At 31.8% G+C, this 14175-nt stretch carries 21 protein-coding genes; 10 read left to right on the forward strand and 11 right to left on the reverse strand.

The annotated features are described in order from the left end of the window. Positions 1 to 27 precede the first annotated feature (27 nt). From K5783_RS07585 to K5783_RS07605, 5 genes are read right to left on the reverse strand one after another with little or no spacing between them, the layout of a single operon-like run. Positions 28 to 741 (reverse strand): 7-carboxy-7-deazaguanine synthase QueE, encoded by a 714-nt coding sequence (locus K5783_RS07585; RefSeq protein WP_297473460.1) that lies wholly within the window; start codon positions 739 to 741, stop codon positions 28 to 30. 41 nt (positions 742 to 782) lie between these two features. Further along, a complete protein-coding gene (locus K5783_RS07590; RefSeq protein WP_297473462.1) occupies positions 783 to 977 on the reverse strand; it encodes a hypothetical protein in 195 nt (64 codons plus the stop codon). A gap of 43 nt (positions 978 to 1020) precedes the next feature. Then, a complete protein-coding gene (locus K5783_RS07595) occupies positions 1021 to 2058 on the reverse strand; it encodes a hypothetical protein (protein ID WP_297473464.1) in 1038 nt (345 codons plus the stop codon). Continuing rightward, positions 2055 to 3086, reverse strand: a complete 1032-nt coding sequence (locus K5783_RS07600; protein WP_297473465.1) for a MarR family transcriptional regulator — start codon at positions 3084 to 3086, stop codon at positions 2055 to 2057. Before K5783_RS07600 ends, K5783_RS07595 begins: the two co-directional genes overlap by 4 nt. Positions 3087 to 3091: 5 nt before the next feature. Further along, a complete protein-coding gene (locus K5783_RS07605; RefSeq protein WP_109877611.1) occupies positions 3092 to 3352 on the reverse strand; it encodes a winged helix-turn-helix domain-containing protein in 261 nt (86 codons plus the stop codon). A 343-nt stretch (positions 3353 to 3695) separates the two neighbouring features. Between K5783_RS07605 and K5783_RS07610 the strand changes: the two genes are divergently transcribed. Together K5783_RS07610 and K5783_RS07615 are read left to right on the forward strand one after the other, a co-directional pair. After that, on the forward strand, positions 3696 to 4361 hold the full coding sequence (locus K5783_RS07610; RefSeq protein WP_297473466.1) for a hypothetical protein: 666 nt from the start codon (positions 3696 to 3698) through the stop codon (positions 4359 to 4361). Positions 4362 to 4468: 107 nt separating this feature from the next. Beyond that, positions 4469 to 4933, forward strand: coding sequence for a transcriptional regulator (locus tag K5783_RS07615; protein WP_297473467.1), 465 nt, complete (start codon positions 4469 to 4471; stop codon positions 4931 to 4933). A gap of 11 nt (positions 4934 to 4944) precedes the next feature. Here K5783_RS07615 and K5783_RS07620 read toward each other — a convergent pair whose 3' ends face one another. After that, positions 4945 to 5586 carry a Snf7 family protein gene (locus K5783_RS07620; protein ID WP_297473946.1) on the reverse strand — a complete coding sequence of 214 codons (642 nt, stop codon included), beginning with the start codon at positions 5584 to 5586 and terminating at the stop codon, positions 4945 to 4947. A 217-nt stretch (positions 5587 to 5803) separates the two neighbouring features. Here K5783_RS07620 and K5783_RS07625 point away from each other — a divergent pair, with 217 nt between their 5' ends. The 4 genes from K5783_RS07625 to K5783_RS07640 all read left to right on the forward strand — a co-directional run bounded on the left by K5783_RS07625 (position 5804) and on the right by K5783_RS07640 (position 8316). Next, positions 5804 to 6235 carry a hypothetical protein gene (locus K5783_RS07625; RefSeq protein WP_297473468.1) on the forward strand — a complete coding sequence of 144 codons (432 nt, stop codon included), beginning with the start codon at positions 5804 to 5806 and terminating at the stop codon, positions 6233 to 6235. 264 nt (positions 6236 to 6499) lie between these two features. Then, the gene (locus K5783_RS07630) at positions 6500 to 7243 is read left to right on the forward strand and encodes an SDR family NAD(P)-dependent oxidoreductase (RefSeq protein ID WP_297473469.1); all 744 of its coding nucleotides are present in this window, start codon (positions 6500 to 6502) and stop codon (positions 7241 to 7243) included. Between the two features lie 40 nt (positions 7244 to 7283). After that, the gene (locus tag K5783_RS07635; protein WP_297473948.1) at positions 7284 to 7490 is read left to right on the forward strand and encodes a hypothetical protein; all 207 of its coding nucleotides are present in this window, start codon (positions 7284 to 7286) and stop codon (positions 7488 to 7490) included. Between the two features lie 10 nt (positions 7491 to 7500). Then, a complete protein-coding gene (locus K5783_RS07640; RefSeq protein ID WP_297473471.1) occupies positions 7501 to 8316 on the forward strand; it encodes a 3'(2'),5'-bisphosphate nucleotidase CysQ in 816 nt (271 codons plus the stop codon). On the opposite strand, the gene cysC is transcribed toward K5783_RS07640, so the two are convergent. Both cysC and K5783_RS07650 read right to left on the reverse strand, forming a co-directional pair. Further along, positions 8308 to 8823, reverse strand: coding sequence for an adenylyl-sulfate kinase (cysC, locus tag K5783_RS07645; protein ID WP_109877603.1), 516 nt, complete (start codon positions 8821 to 8823; stop codon positions 8308 to 8310). The genes K5783_RS07640 and cysC overlap by 9 nt on opposite strands. 37 nt (positions 8824 to 8860) lie before the next feature. Continuing rightward, positions 8861 to 9400: a hemerythrin domain-containing protein gene (locus K5783_RS07650; RefSeq protein WP_297473473.1), complete on the reverse strand. Its 540-nt coding sequence runs from the start codon at positions 9398 to 9400 to the stop codon at positions 8861 to 8863. Between the two features lie 117 nt (positions 9401 to 9517). On the opposite strand from K5783_RS07650, the gene K5783_RS07655 reads away from it, so the two are divergent. Then, positions 9518 to 10975, forward strand: coding sequence for a cation:proton antiporter (locus K5783_RS07655; protein WP_366939176.1), 1458 nt, complete (start codon positions 9518 to 9520; stop codon positions 10973 to 10975). A 1-nt stretch (position 10976) separates the two neighbouring features. Here the strand turns inward: K5783_RS07655 and K5783_RS07660 are convergent, their stop codons facing one another. Beyond that, positions 10977 to 11882 carry a TFIIB-type zinc ribbon-containing protein gene (locus K5783_RS07660; RefSeq protein ID WP_109877601.1) on the reverse strand — a complete coding sequence of 302 codons (906 nt, stop codon included), beginning with the start codon at positions 11880 to 11882 and terminating at the stop codon, positions 10977 to 10979. Positions 11883 to 12005: 123 nt separating this feature from the next. Here K5783_RS07660 and K5783_RS07665 point away from each other — a divergent pair, with 123 nt between their 5' ends. Continuing rightward, positions 12006 to 12956 (forward strand): hypothetical protein, encoded by a 951-nt coding sequence (locus K5783_RS07665; RefSeq protein ID WP_297473476.1) that lies wholly within the window; start codon positions 12006 to 12008, stop codon positions 12954 to 12956. On the opposite strand, the gene K5783_RS07670 is transcribed toward K5783_RS07665, so the two are convergent. After that, positions 12953 to 13252: a hypothetical protein gene (locus K5783_RS07670; protein WP_297473478.1), complete on the reverse strand. Its 300-nt coding sequence runs from the start codon at positions 13250 to 13252 to the stop codon at positions 12953 to 12955. The two genes, K5783_RS07665 and K5783_RS07670, sit on opposite strands and share 4 nt — an antisense overlap. 107 nt (positions 13253 to 13359) lie before the next feature. On the opposite strand from K5783_RS07670, the gene K5783_RS07675 reads away from it, so the two are divergent. Both K5783_RS07675 and K5783_RS07680 read left to right on the forward strand, forming a co-directional pair. Continuing rightward, a complete protein-coding gene (locus tag K5783_RS07675) occupies positions 13360 to 13569 on the forward strand; it encodes a hypothetical protein (protein WP_109877598.1) in 210 nt (69 codons plus the stop codon). Positions 13570 to 13667: 98 nt separating this feature from the next. Beyond that, on the forward strand, positions 13668 to 13940 hold the full coding sequence (locus tag K5783_RS07680) for a hypothetical protein (protein ID WP_109877597.1): 273 nt from the start codon (positions 13668 to 13670) through the stop codon (positions 13938 to 13940). Here K5783_RS07680 and K5783_RS07685 read toward each other — a convergent pair whose 3' ends face one another. Then, entirely contained in the window at positions 13941 to 14171 is a 231-nt protein-coding gene (locus K5783_RS07685; RefSeq protein ID WP_297473481.1) for a hypothetical protein, read from the reverse strand. Positions 14172 to 14175 lie beyond the last annotated feature (4 nt).

Below are 14175 nucleotides of genomic sequence, written 5' to 3' on the forward strand. Positions count from 1 at the left end.
AGTTAGATTTTCAGTCAAGTGGTAACGTTATGGGGCTCCTATGAATTTGTGTAATTGAGGAACTACCTTGACATCCATATAATATGGATACACAATATCATACAAATTTAATAAAAGATCCAATGACGGTTCAGAAATACCATATGTTGGTTGGATGATAAATCCATCTATATCGTCTTTAGAAACAATCTTAAAAATTTGATTTACTAATTCTTTGAATTCATCTAACTTAGTTTTAGAGCTAACAACAATTTTGATATAAGTTGTTTTTTTAGCTTCGATGGATGATTTAAGACATTTCATTGTATTATCAATCAATTTTTCATAATGATCAGAATCTACAAAATCAGAATCTTTTGTTTTAAATTCAATTTTTACAATATCGATGAATGGTAATACATGGTTGAATCTATCAATATCAAAACATGATGATTCAAGATATGTAGGAATTTTTTTATCTTGAACATGTTTTGCAAGTAATGCTACAGCTTGATGTTGAATTAGAGGATCACCGCCAGTAAAATTTACTTTGTAAGTTTGTCTTTGAAGATTTGAATCAATTAATCTATTTGCTTCTTCAATAGTATATTCCGTTCCAGAATCAAGTGGAAGAGATTCTTTAGTGTCACAGTAAAAACAAGTAAATGGACAACCGGCTAGTCTAATAAAAAGAGTCTTTGTTCCATAAAGAATTCCTTCGCCTTCAACTGATGTGAATATCTCAAATAATCTTACTTTCAAGTAATAATTGTAATTTTTTTCATTATTTATTCAATGAGTTTCTAGTGCATTACAGGTTCTTTTGTATAAAATAATCCTGAGATGAAAAATACTACTCCCAAAATTCCAATAGTACTTCCAATTAGCTCTACTTGATTTTGAAAAACTCCTTCAAGTGGGGCCCACAACCAAGCCATCAAAGCACCAACAATAATCATAGGTATACCTACTCCAACTGTAATTGATTTTGAGGCCATGCTCATGCTGTTTAGAAAATGTATATGAAGTTTATGATAAGTATCAAAGAGAATTTTTAATTTCTTCTAATTGTTTTGCTAAATCTCTCAATAATTGATTAGCATTATCAAATTCTCCATCATACAAATATCTTTTAATGGTTTGAAGTGTTTCTTTGGCATCAACCAAAATATCTTGATCTACTCTATCTATTTGAGATAACTGTGATATGGTTTTTTCAATCTGTAAGACTCTAGATTCAAGTCTATCATTTTTTGTTAGTTCAAACTGTTTTTTTATTGATAAAATTTTTCTGATTTCTTGTACAATATCTGCAGGACTATCTGCAGAAGAGAGTTTTTCTCTTGCATTTTCCAGTTTATTTATAATTTCATCAGATAGACCTTGCTTTTTGGCATTTTCAATTAGTCTATCTAATTGCTCTAGATATTGTTGAGCATATTCTTTAGCACGTTGAGATTCTTGTTTTGCAGCTTCCTCACGGATTTCTTTATTGATTTCTACAACAATTTCTTGAATTTTTTGAAGTGTTTCTGATGCCAATGAAAATTGATTATCACTAATTTGTTGTCTAGATAATTCGAATAATTTATCTAGTTCAGAAAAATCGATTGAAGTTTTGTATTTTTCAGCAAGTGATTTTAGATTATTTACATAAACTTGTAATCTCTGAATATCATTTGATGGATCTTTAGCAGTTGATCTTGCAGAATTTGTAGGTGTTTTTTCTGAAATATCTCTAGATGATTCTTTAGTGGCAGCATCATCTGATGTTGATAAATGTCTAGAAATTTCAGTGAATATTTTCATTGCTGAAAGAAAATGCTCCTTTGCTGAAACAGTGTCGTTATTTCTGATTGCTTTTTCTAGATAATTGACATTTTGAATTCCTTCTTCAAATAATTTTTTTATTTCATCTGGGGATTCAGAAGAAATTTGGTTTTGAATTTGGTTTTGTGCGCGTTTTGCAAGTTTTAAAAGAATTGATGGATCATCTTGAGCATAAACATTATTTGTTATTCCACCGAGAGCCATACTTGCTACTAAAATCAACAATCCAAAAGTTACTATCGTATTCATTCTTCATCCTCCAATACTTTCTTTAGTTTAACCAGATTTTGTAAATCTTTTTTAGAAATTTCAATTACTCCTTGTCTTTCTAGTCGTTTTACTGCTCTCCACATTGTTGTTCTTGGTTGAAGGAATTTTTTTCGCAAATCACTTTCTAAAACTTGTCCACCATTTTCAGAAATAAATTTAATAATTTCTTTATCATCTTCACGCATTTCAGGCCTTAGATTGAAAATGGTTTCAGTATCAAGAGAGTCAATATTTGTTTCAGATTTAGGAGATTCGTTTTCTAAAATGGACAATGATTGTGTTTGTTTTCTTTTAATTAAAATTATTCCTCCAACTATAGCTGCTGCAATAGATACACCAATAATAGATATTGTAAAAATATCAACGTTAAATTGTTCTGGATTTGTTACTGGTGGGCTTATTACTGGTGGATTTGTAGTTCCAAGAATATAATTAATTTCAGACAAGCCGGTACTTAGTTCTAATTGTGTTTGATCATTTACTATGATCATGTTTGATGGCAATGCATTCATACCAACAATAATCGAGTTTTGAGGCATAAGTAATGAGTAATTAGTTGGTGAATCAAGAGAGAAAGTCCATACTCTTCCTTCTTTTGAAATTAAATCATGAATATCATAATCAATTGTAATAGAAGATGAGCCAAAAGTATCAATGGTTACTTTATCATCAACAATTTCACTAGATAATAAAAAACCATTTTCGCTAACCGCTACAAAATTGTCAATTGATGGTCCAAATAATTTAATCTCAAAATCTGGATTTAATGGATCTACATCCAAATTAGCTGATACATGTACTGAACCATCTGAATAAAGAATAAGATCAAGAGTTCGAGTAGAGCTGAACGAGGTCTGAATAGGCATCGCAAGTGCAACAACGATAAAGCTAGCAATTATCAAAGGTGCTTTTGCCATTGTTTCGATGATACCCTCAGTCCTTACAAAAAGCATTCCATCTTCTCGAAGAAACTCTTTCCTATGAATTGGTACGATTTCTGGATTCAATGGATTCAATACCTCAGATTCATGCTTTCTACTAATCCCTGAAACCTCTTAAATTCCTGGAAAAATTGAAGTCCTTTTTCGGTAATCAAAAAGACCCTATTCCTATCATTTTTGACGGATTCTACTAAGCCGGCTTCTACCAGTTTCTCACATTTGTCTAGTACTGCATAGTGAGATAGGTTGGCTTTACGAGAGATTGCAGATACAATGATTCCACTACGACCACCATCGGCGGTAACGTCTAAGATATCACCCATTATGCCCATTTCGGACCTGTATTGTTGTTTTGACATGCAATAGTATACAACTACTTAGTTTATGAGGGACATTCTGAAACTTCATAGCGGAACACAAAGCGGAACGTTCATTCCAGTGAAAAAAATGATGATTTTTATTAAAATTTGATGCGAGGAGGAAAAATAGGATAAAACTCATGCCTGAAAAAATGATTATCCAAGTTGGATTTTCTAAAAAAATTCTAGTTTTACACGATTTGATAAAAATGATTTAGTTTTAAGATATTTTTGGAAATTTTATTAAAATTTTGTATATAAAGAACAGGATGTTTCCTAGCCGTTCCTAAACTATCATGTTAGTAATGATTACTCAATGGTAAAAATCCAAAAAAGAACCATTAGAGGAATAATCATCCTTTTGATGCTTTTTGCTTCACAATTATCTGTAAACTATTCATTTGCCGAATCAGAAGATAGTCAAGAGGAAAAGGTAAAAGTTTCAAAAACCATTAAAAAAGATAGACTTTGGGCAATTCTAACTGAAAAAGTAGTTGACGGGAAGTTAGAACTGCAGCGTTATGCTTTACCTGCTAATCTTTCAGAAGAAGATTTACAGAGAATGCCCATTAAAGATCAAACATCTGGTTGGGTATATGTAAATTACAAGGCATTTCACTCTGGAATTGTACTTTTTGATGGAAAAGCATCAAAAGTTGGAGACAATTTATGGAAGATTTCGGGGAAAAATGAATTAAATCTTGAAGAAAGAAAGTTTGACTTAGAAATAAGTGGAAAATCTAATGATTCACATGGTGTAATACATGGAATAGCCTCAGATGAGGATCTCAGTTACAGAGTAATATTTTCTGGAAAAATAACAGAAACCGGTGAGGAAAATGAGTTTGCTATTTCTTTTCTTATCTCAGGTTTAAAAAATATTGAGACAGAACAAAATATCAAGCTTTTACAGATTGGAGAATTAAGCATTAATTCAGAAGAATCTAATAGTTTTATTCAAGAATTTAGAAACTCAATATAGGTGAAATAATCACCGTTTTTTTCTTTAATTGAATAAAAATCATTCACAAGGTCAGCTTTGAGATTCATAATAACTTTTTATTCCCATTTTGAAAAGAAAATCATAAAATGTTTGATAAATTCAAAAATGAAGGAGGAGAAATGGTAAAAGAAAATGTTAATCCAGAAGAATCTGTAGAATCAGATTCAACAATTGAATCTGCTAGTGAGATTGGAATTGGAGAGTTGATGGGTAAACGTGCAAAATTAGAAGAGGCAATAGATTATGTAGGTTTAATGATTAAAAATCTTAAAGACAAGAGAACTTTACTTGAAAAGGACATTGAGGAAGAATCTGTAGACATCAAAAATCTTAAAGAAAAATTACAAAAAGTAAGTGAATACATAGACGAGGAAAATAGGGGAATTCATGAGCTTACAAAAAAGAGACAGCAGGTAGAAAATGAGGCAGACGAGGTAGGTTCGATTATCAATACTTTAAGAGAGAAACTCTCAGGTGTGGATAAGGTAATTGATGATGAAGGTAATAGGGTTAAGAGAATTAAAGAATCTAGAGAGTCATTAACTGATTAAAAAAATTTTAATCAATAGAATTTTGTGCTAGTTGCTTCTTTAGTACTTGTAGGAACTGAAGGGAACATTTGTCCAGTTGAACTTTCTGCAACAGCTGCAGCCTCTTTTAGTATACTCTCAGATTCTGCATTAGTGGTTGCATCCATTCCAAATGCTGCATCACCTGAGAAACTTTCAGTCATGAATCCACCTAACATTTCTGCCATTTGACCAATTTCTTGTTCAGCTCCTGGCATTACTTTTCCTAGTGATGATTTTAGATTTTTCATTAACCCCATTGTTGGCATGATTGCTACAACTGTGTCTCCAAGATCACTACAGGTAGTTAATCGTAATTCAATTTGTTCCAATGCTATTCTGGCACTACTTAAAATTTTTGTAACTTTTCTTACCTCTGCTAATTCATTTCCTAAAACTTTTGAAGTCTGAGTATCATGTTTTTGTGTTGCATCTACAATTCTTTGAAATAGTTTTGCATCACGTTCTTGTAAATTTGTTAGCATTGAATCTAATTTTCTAATTTGATTTTGTAATTTTTTAATACCTTCTTGGACTCTTGGTTTTAATGCACCTTTTGGCTTAATAGTATCATTAATTTTTTCAGATATACTAGGCTGTGGTTGTTTTGACCAATCTTTAGTTAAATTAGGCATAATTTCAATAATAGAATATGTACTTAATCTCAAGAGTAAATAATGCTTAACAGTACATTAAATTTTACTAGCTAAACTAAACAGTAAAAATAGGATCTTGTCATCAGGCTCATATTTTTGATAGATTATTTGAAATCAATGACTTAAATCTGTCATTAATAAAATCATAATTCCTTTTATAGTAAGTATTTTAATAATTGATTTTGGATTTGATTTAATGAATAAAAAAATTATTGTGATTCCCATAGTAGCTTTAATTGTAATTTTTGTTGTAAATTTTTCATTAGATCAACCTGAGAGGGAGGAAAATACGGTGTTTCATGTAACTCTTGCAGATCCTAATCTTTATTCGAATGGAGTTTATTCTGATTCATTTGTTTTGGATGAAGGTCAATACTCATTTAGATTTGTTCCAAATGGAAGCAGTCCAGAAATTTTATCAATTTCATTAAATGGAGAGAGTTTTAATTTTATCGAAGATTTTAAGCTTGAAAGCACATCACATCATACAGGAATTTCTGAATATTTTACCTGGAAATATACTGGAAAAGAAATGCTGGAAATTTCTGAAAAACAAGAAATTTCCATCATCATCAATCCAAATGGAAAAATTATGGGTTCTGTATCTGTGTATATCTTACAAAATTAAGAGGCGTAAACCCCTTTACTGCAGAACTTTGAGAGATTTCCTCTCTTTCTCAGATGTTAAATATCTGATTACCTTTTTTGTTCTGCGGGGTTACGCAGTTTTAGTCGATAGAATTTATATCTATTGACATTATAACATATACAAACTCTAAGTATTTAAAATTTTATATGAAATATTATAAAAATATAGATAGTTTTTTAAAAAAAATTATACCTAATTATGTGTTAATGGAGGTATAAATTACGATTTTTCAATTAAAAACTATTGAAATTATCTGGTAAAGTTGCGATAGTTACTGGTGGAAGTCGTGGAATAGGTCTTGCTACTGCAAAAATTTTATCTGAAAATGGTGCAACAGTAGTTCTAACAGCAAAAAATCAAGAAAGATTAGAAAAAGCATCATCTGAAATTCCAAATTCATTAGGAATAGCTGCAGATATCAAAAACAAAAATGATGTAAAAAATGTAGTAAGTAAAACAGTTGCAAAGTTTGGTCAAATAGATATTCTTGTAAATAATGCTGGAATTTTTCCAAAAATTAAGGAACTGCATATGATTGATGAGGATGAATGGAATGAGATTTTGGACGTTAATCTTACAGGACAATTTAGATTTACTAAGGAAGCAATTCCATACCTACAGAAGACATCTGGTTCAATAATTAACATTTCATCTGATGCAGGATTGAAGGCATATCAAGGATTTAATGCGGATGCATATTCTGCAACAAAAGCTGCATTGATTTTGCTGACAAAGTGCTGGGCATTAGAATATGCTAAAGATAAGATCCGAGTAAATTGTATTTGTCCAGGAGTAGTTGATACAGATATGACAAAACCATTTTTGAAAACTCAAGAAGATAAAGAGTTCATGGATAATGAACATCCAATAGGCAGAATTGGCCAACCGGAAGAAGTAGGAAAGGCAGTTTTGTATTTTGCATCAGATGATGCATCTTGGACTACAGGAGCAATTCTTGCTGTAGATGGAGGAGAATCGATAAAATGAATGCATATGAATTTAATACGACTCAAGAGAACAAAAAATGATGAAAGATAAAAAATCAAAAGCTAAATTGATAATATTGTTAGGAGTTATTTGGGTGCTAATTACATTACCTCTTCCATGGATAGTGAATAATCCAGAAGTTTCAGAATCTCAATTCAACACTATTCTTGGAATAATTGGAATTATGTCAATACCATTTATTGTTCTAGGAGTTGCATGGACGTTAAAACCAGAACTTACAACTTAGGTAATTTCAATTGAAAGATATTCCAATAATTAATAAAATTCCTGAATTAGAAATTGCTATTAAGGCTGTAGAAGAGGCTGGAAAAGCTATTTTGGAAATTTATCAAGGAAATTTTGAATCATTTACAAAAAGTGATGACTCCCCAATTACTGAGGCAGATATTAAAAGTAATAATATCATTAAAGAAATTCTTGCACAAACAAAATATCCAATTTTATCTGAAGAAGACAAGGACGATCTTAGCAGACTATCAAAAGATACGATATGGATAGTAGATCCACTTGATGGAACTTCTGATTTTATTGATAAAACAGGCGAATTCACTGTTATGATTGGATTAATTAAAAATAAAAAACCAATTCTTGGGATAATCGGTTGGCCAACAGAAAAAACAATATTTGTTGCACAAAAAGGAAGTGGGGCATTTAGATATTCAAATGGCGAATGGGAAAAAATTACTGTAACAAAAGTCGCAGATCTTTCGAAATGTAGAACTGTTGGATCAAGACATCATTTGTCTGATAAAGAAAAAGCATTCATTAAAAAATTAGGTATTGAAGATTTTACAAGTATAGGGAGTTCATTAAAAGTAGGAAAAATTAGCTCGGGTGAAGCTGAGGCATATATTACAACTACAAATAAAATGAAAGAGTGGGACTCCGCAGCTTCTTATTGTATTATTTCTGAAGCTGGAGGAAAAATGACAGATATGTTAGGAAATGATATCACGTATAATAACAAAGAAGTTCATCATCAAAATGGAATTTTAGTAACAAATGGACTAATTCATGATAAAATTATTGATGAATTTAAAAAATTAGAGTAGGTTTCTTTCTTTAAGAAAGTCCTTTACTTTGTTTGCACTATCTGAAAGAGGTTCATTTTCTGTATCAATTACTAAATCTGCCTTTTCTGGGGCTTCATAAGGATCATCAATTCCGGTAAAACCTTTGATTTCTCCTTTTCTTGCCTTGGCATACATACCTTTGACATCTCTTTCCTCACATTTTGCAAGTGAACATTTCACATAAACTTCTGCAAATTGATTTCCAGCGTTAATTATTTCTCTAGCATTTTTTCTGTTTTCAGAATATGGAGAAACTAGTGATACCACACTTGGAACACCATGATTTAACAAAAGTTTTGCCAGGTGAGCAACTTTTTTGTTATGTTCATCTCTGCCTGCCTTTGAAAAATCTTTTGGGGAGAACCATTCTCTCAATTCATCTCCATCAAGCATTGCCAAATTTGGAATATCTTTTTGCAAGTCTTTTACGATGGTGGTCTTTCCTGAACAAGGAAGACCTGTCATCCAAAGAACAAAAGGTTTCATAAACAAAAATATCTAAACAACCCATAAAGAGCTTACGTTAATTTGCCCACGGTTGATTTTCTAAATAATCAATCTCTGCAATCATCTCATCTACTTTTTTTACTATAGCAAATACTGATCTGTATTGTTCATACATTTCAATTTCTTCTTCTTGAGATAAGACATTTGCTTCTGCATCATCAAAAAATTTGTTTTCTTTGTTAAGATGATCATTTAAGAAAATGGCATACGTTCTCAAGTATCTCGATACAGGCTCTTGTGCATCTTCCCCTTCTTTCCATCTTTTTAGATGATGTAATATTTGTCGAGCAATGTTTCTTCCAAATTCATGTTCTATCATAAATTTTCTAATTTCTTCTTTTAGAGAACCATAGCTTGCAACACATGGAAAATACGAATCTTCTTCTCTTGAGTGATGGATAGAATCAATAAATTCTGAAATTATCATGGTAATTTTTGTTAGGTCTGAAAATGGAATTTTTCTTCCTTTATAGAGTTCTTCAGAACATTTTAGAACTATCTTCTCTAGACGACGAACTTGATCATGATCAGCACGTAGTTGATTTGTAGCACTCAAGTAAGATAAGTACAATAAATGCTGATTTAATGTGTATCTAAAATCAATCAAGGAGCTAAATTTATCAAATAAATCTGATTTAATTTCCCTCTAGAAATATTTAGATTCAGACATATAATGAGTTTCATAATTTTGTCTGTCTTGCAGTTGTTTAGAGGACAAATCGATGTATTGGAAACATTATTTAATTTTGATTCAAGTTCGATTTTAACTAAAATTACAGAGCTACAAAGTTCTATAGCTGCATTATCTATTCAGGATGGTCCAATTGCTTCAGCTCATGTGATTTTACTTGCAGCAGGTGTTGTTATTTTTCTAGGAGTTGCAGGTGAGGCATTTTTTAAAAAAACAGGAGTTCCAGATGTTGCATTTTTAATGATTCTCGGAGTAATTATAGGTCCAGTATTTGGTTTAATTCAACCAGAAGCAGTAATCCAAGTCGTTCCATACTTTGCAGCACTAGCACTAATTATTATCATGTTTGATGGAGGATTAAATCTAGACATCAAACATGTTATAAGAACTGCTCATTTCTCAGTAACATTAGCAATTTTAGGTTTTATTTTATCTGTTGCAATAATCACATTTGCTGCTCATTTTGCCTTGGGCTGGTTATGGTTAGAAAGTATTTTGTTAGGTTCAATTGTTGGTGGAAGTAGCTCTGCTATTGTTTTTGGCCTTGTTAGAAATATCAAAATTTCCGAAGAGACAAAGTCTATGTTAAGTTTTGAATCTGCGCTAACAGATATCTTAGCTACAATTATTGCATTCATATTATTTGAAGCAGTACTTGCAGGACATTTTGATCTGCAAACATTAGAAGAAACACTTGGAAGAGCAGTTGTTGTGGGTTTGGTGCTTGGGTTTGGTGTAGGAATTCCTTGGATGTATGTTTCAACAAAGCTTGGAAATGCTCAACATGCATATATGCTAACATTAGGTGTTTTGTTTGTTTTATTTTTCTTGGCAAATTCATTTGGAGAATCCGGAGCTTTGACAGCATTAGTATTTGGTTTAATGATTGGAAACAAAAGACATCTTTCAAAAATACTCAGATTTAAGCTACCAAAAATTGAGATGGATGATCCAACGCATAACCAACTTACATTTTTGGTAAGATCATTCTTTTTTGTATTTGTAGGATTGATGGCAAGTTTTGGACAAGTAGAATATCTTATCTTTGGTGTTCTAATTACAATTGTAATTTATTTTGGAAGAATGTTTGTTGGTAAAATAACCCTAACCAAGAAATTCTCGTTATTAGACAAGGCAGTTACAAATGCGATGATACCAAGAGGATTGGCAGCTGCAGTACTCGCTACATATCCAATTACGATGGGAATATCAAATGCAGAAGCATATCCACAGCTTGTTTTCTTTATCATCTTATCATCAGTGGTAATTACAACAATTGGATTAGGAAAATCAAAGAAAATCCCCCCTCCCGAATCAGTGGAAGGTGGTTTTGTTAAACCAACTGAAGGAGATTCGGATGAAGGGATATTTACTGATGATCATATAGATAAATCAGTTGGAGGGGGTTCTGTTAAACCAACTGAAAATTCTCAAAAATAGATCACAGATCTAATGATTCTTTGAGGCCTTTGTACCTATTTCTAATAGTTACTTCAGTGACATTTGCAGCTTCCGCAATATCACGCTGAGTCTTGTCCTCACCATTTTTTACACAAGATAGATACAATGCGGCAGCTGCTAACCCCATAGGATCTTTTCCAGCTGATACTTCATTGTCTTGAGCCATTTTTAGCACCTTTGTTGCATATCTTTTTGTTTTCTCTGCAATTCCAATTCTGCTTGCAATTCTTGCAACACATTGAATTGAATCAGTTACTGGCATCTTCAAGTCAAGCTCTTTGACTAGCAATCTGTAACATCTTGCAATATCTTTTCTTTTGATGTTTGCTGCTTGCTCTACATCTTTGAGATTTCTTGGAGTTTCAGTATCTCTGCATGCAGCATAAAGAGCAGATGCCATCAAAGCTGAAATCGAGCGACCTCGAACTAGACCTTTCTCTAGTGCTTTTCTATAAATGTAGGCTGCTTTTTCAATAACTGCATCAGATATTGCTAGTTTGTCTTTTAGTCTGTTTAATTCGCTAAATGCCTGTCGGAAATTTCTATCAACTGGTTCATGAACTTGACTTCTACTATCCCAAGTTCTGAGTCTTTCAATAGTACTTTTCATAGAGGCTGTTAGAGGTCTACCTGATGCATCTTTGTTTATAGGATTAATTATTGTTGCAAGACCCATGTCATGCATTGTTAGGGATGTTGGAGCACCGGCTCTTGCCTTGTTTCCTCCTTCATCTTGTGTAAAGGATCTCCATTCAGGTCCGGCTTCTTGTAGTTTTTCAGTAATTACAAATCCGCACTTTGAGCAAAACATTTCTCCAGATTCATTATCAGTAACTAGTTTTCCTTGTGCACATCGTGGACATAGATCCTTGCCTTTACTTACCATGATTATTTCAGGAATCCTCTTTTTCATGGTATTTATGAATCAACAAGTTTTTTCGTCAAATTTCATGCCAAAAATGAGGCTAACAATAATACTGAATAGTCATTATTGAATTAAAGTAAGAGTATGAAGTTTCTTTGGTTAATTCCATTGGTAATCGGAGTCTTTGTTTTGGTTCCAAATATCTATGCAGAAACTATTACACGGAATCTAGAAGGCGGGATGGATATTCAAATTACATATCCTGAAGAGATAGTAGTAGGTAGAGAAGGTGTCATTTCTATTTTGGTTAAAAATAACGGATGGGAAAATAAGGAAAATATTTCGTTTGGAATTTCATTATCAGCGATACCGGGATTAATCATAGAGCCATCAGATAGGATTACTTTGGAAAAACTTGCTCAAGGAGGATCATATGGTGAAAATATCAGTTTGCAAATTCCCAGTGATGCAAGTTTGGGAGTACATTATCTAAATTTGAAATACTCTCATGTTCTTGTTGCAAATAATGAAACACCAAAACCGCCTTTTTTTCATGATATTGCAATTCCTTTGATAATAAAGAAAGACCCAAGTGTAACAATTCACACAAAAATGCCTGAATCAATTTTTTCAAATGCCGAGTTTCCAATAGAAATTGAAGTGTTATCAAAAGACATTGACATTAGAAATGTTGGAATTAAGATTATTCCTCCAAAAGATATAGAATTTAGAGGAGAAACACTGCATACATTCTCAAAAATTCAAAAAAACATGCCTATAGCAGTTACATCTCAAATCATTACACCAGTTAAAGAAGTTAATACAGAATACAAGCTTCCATTTCAAATCATTGTTACATATACAGATGATATAGGATTAGACAAAGAAGATTCGCAAACAGTCTCAGTGGTTTTACGACCTAGAACATTTATGGAATTAACCACAGATGGTGGAATTTGGATTGGAAGTTTTTTTATTGCTCCATATGTGAGTCTTGGAACAATTATTGGAATTCCTGCAGGTGCAATCATATCATTACTAATTAGGAAAAAACAGAACTCTAGTAAAAAACGACCAAAAAAGAAAAAACTCTAAGACTCTAATTTTTCTTTAATTTTTTGAATGTATTTCTCATTATATACATTGAATAGTTTTATTTTGTTTTGCGCCAAAGCCATAGCGCCAGGTCTACTGTTAATGTGATCTTCAGCAATTTTTTGCTCTTTTAATAATTTTTTAAGATTCTCCTTTGAGGATGATTCTAGTTTGGAAAGTAAAGTTGTAAGTTCTTTCTCAAGATTGTCTTTGGTATTAGGAATTTCAGGTGGATCAGAGCCAATAATTTCCTTTGTAGTAATATTTCCAAATACTTTTTTGTCTAATTCAAGCAATAATAAAAAACAGAGATAGCGGTATAAATTTTATTTTATAATTTTTCATACAAGTGAGTGCAGTGCAATCAAACGTTTTATCTTTTTGATAATTTTAGTCTTCATTAATGGCTTATTGTATAGGTGAATGTAAAAAATACAAGGCTCTCAAACCATTACAGATTGGCAGATATGCTGCTGGACAAAAAAGATGCAATTATTGTGAAATATTTGTAGAAATTGATGGAATTATTTGCCCATGCTGTAAAAGCCAGTTACGATGCTTACCTAGAAGTAGAAAAGGAAAAGAAAAATACCTTGCTCAAATTGTAAGATAAATCAATGAAAGATCAATTATTTTAAAAAACTAGATTTTAGATTTTTTCATGCCTAAGAATTAAAGTTCTATTTATAAGAAATCAATACAAGTAAGAATATGGCAATTCCAGCAGATGTTGAAGAATATGTTGAAAAACATATCAAGTTAATGATTTCCCAGACTGAGACATATTTGCCATTTATCAAAGTTGCATTTCCATATTCAAATAATGTAGCAGATGGAGTTTACAGTCTAATTATTGGAAGTGCATTATCTGTATTTGTAAATCAATTTGCAATGAAAATGAAGTATCCAACTGCAGAAGATTTTACAGACTTTGGAAAGATTGCCATAAAGTACAGAGATCAAGTAGACAAGTTTTTTACATAATTAAGCAAGTTCGCCTAAAAAATGAACAATATCATTAGTTACAACAACTGTTCTATCCTTTGGAACATGGTATAGTTTTTTTGAACCATTACTTGACTGAATTATAATTTTTGAGAATGGATCTTTGAGGGATTTGTAAAGAATGCCCTTTTCTCCAACTGATTGTGACCAATGAGTTCCTTGAACAAAAGATATTGTTTGAAATTTGATTACTTGATATGAGAAGACCATTTGC

Source organism: Nitrosopumilus sp., assembly GCF_025699125.1.
In the GTDB taxonomy this organism is placed as follows: Archaea; Thermoproteota; Nitrososphaeria; order Nitrososphaerales; family Nitrosopumilaceae; genus Nitrosopumilus.

Excerpts from the sequence above, each read along its gene's own strand:
- K5783_RS07590 (WP_297473462.1), bottom strand. The coding sequence starts at position 977 with ATGGCCTCAAAATCAATTACAGTTGGAGTAGGTATACCTATGATTATT.
- K5783_RS07595 (WP_297473464.1), bottom strand. The coding sequence starts at position 2,058 with ATGAATACGATAGTAACTTTTGGATTGTTGATTTTAGTAGCAAGTATG.
- K5783_RS07605 (WP_109877611.1), bottom strand. The coding sequence starts at position 3,352 with ATGGGCATAATGGGTGATATCTTAGACGTTACCGCCGATGGTGGTCGT.
- K5783_RS07610 (WP_297473466.1), top strand. The coding sequence starts at position 3,696 with ATGGTAAAAATCCAAAAAAGAACCATTAGAGGAATAATCATCCTTTTG.
- K5783_RS07615 (WP_297473467.1), top strand. The coding sequence starts at position 4,469 with ATGTTTGATAAATTCAAAAATGAAGGAGGAGAAATGGTAAAAGAAAAT.
- K5783_RS07620 (WP_297473946.1), bottom strand. The coding sequence starts at position 5,586 with ATGCCTAATTTAACTAAAGATTGGTCAAAACAACCACAGCCTAGTATA.
- K5783_RS07625 (WP_297473468.1), top strand. The coding sequence starts at position 5,804 with ATGAATAAAAAAATTATTGTGATTCCCATAGTAGCTTTAATTGTAATT.
- K5783_RS07635 (WP_297473948.1), top strand. The coding sequence starts at position 7,284 with ATGAAAGATAAAAAATCAAAAGCTAAATTGATAATATTGTTAGGAGTT.
- cysC (WP_109877603.1), bottom strand. The coding sequence starts at position 8,823 with ATGAAACCTTTTGTTCTTTGGATGACAGGTCTTCCTTGTTCAGGAAAG.
- K5783_RS07655 (WP_366939176.1), top strand. The coding sequence starts at position 9,518 with ATGAGTTTCATAATTTTGTCTGTCTTGCAGTTGTTTAGAGGACAAATC.
- K5783_RS07660 (WP_109877601.1), bottom strand. The coding sequence starts at position 11,882 with ATGGTAAGTAAAGGCAAGGATCTATGTCCACGATGTGCACAAGGAAAA.
- K5783_RS07665 (WP_297473476.1), top strand. The coding sequence starts at position 12,006 with ATGAAGTTTCTTTGGTTAATTCCATTGGTAATCGGAGTCTTTGTTTTG.
- K5783_RS07675 (WP_109877598.1), top strand. The coding sequence starts at position 13,360 with ATGGCTTATTGTATAGGTGAATGTAAAAAATACAAGGCTCTCAAACCA.
- K5783_RS07680 (WP_109877597.1), top strand. The coding sequence starts at position 13,668 with ATGGCAATTCCAGCAGATGTTGAAGAATATGTTGAAAAACATATCAAG.
- K5783_RS07685 (WP_297473481.1), bottom strand. The coding sequence starts at position 14,171 with ATGGTCTTCTCATATCAAGTAATCAAATTTCAAACAATATCTTTTGTT.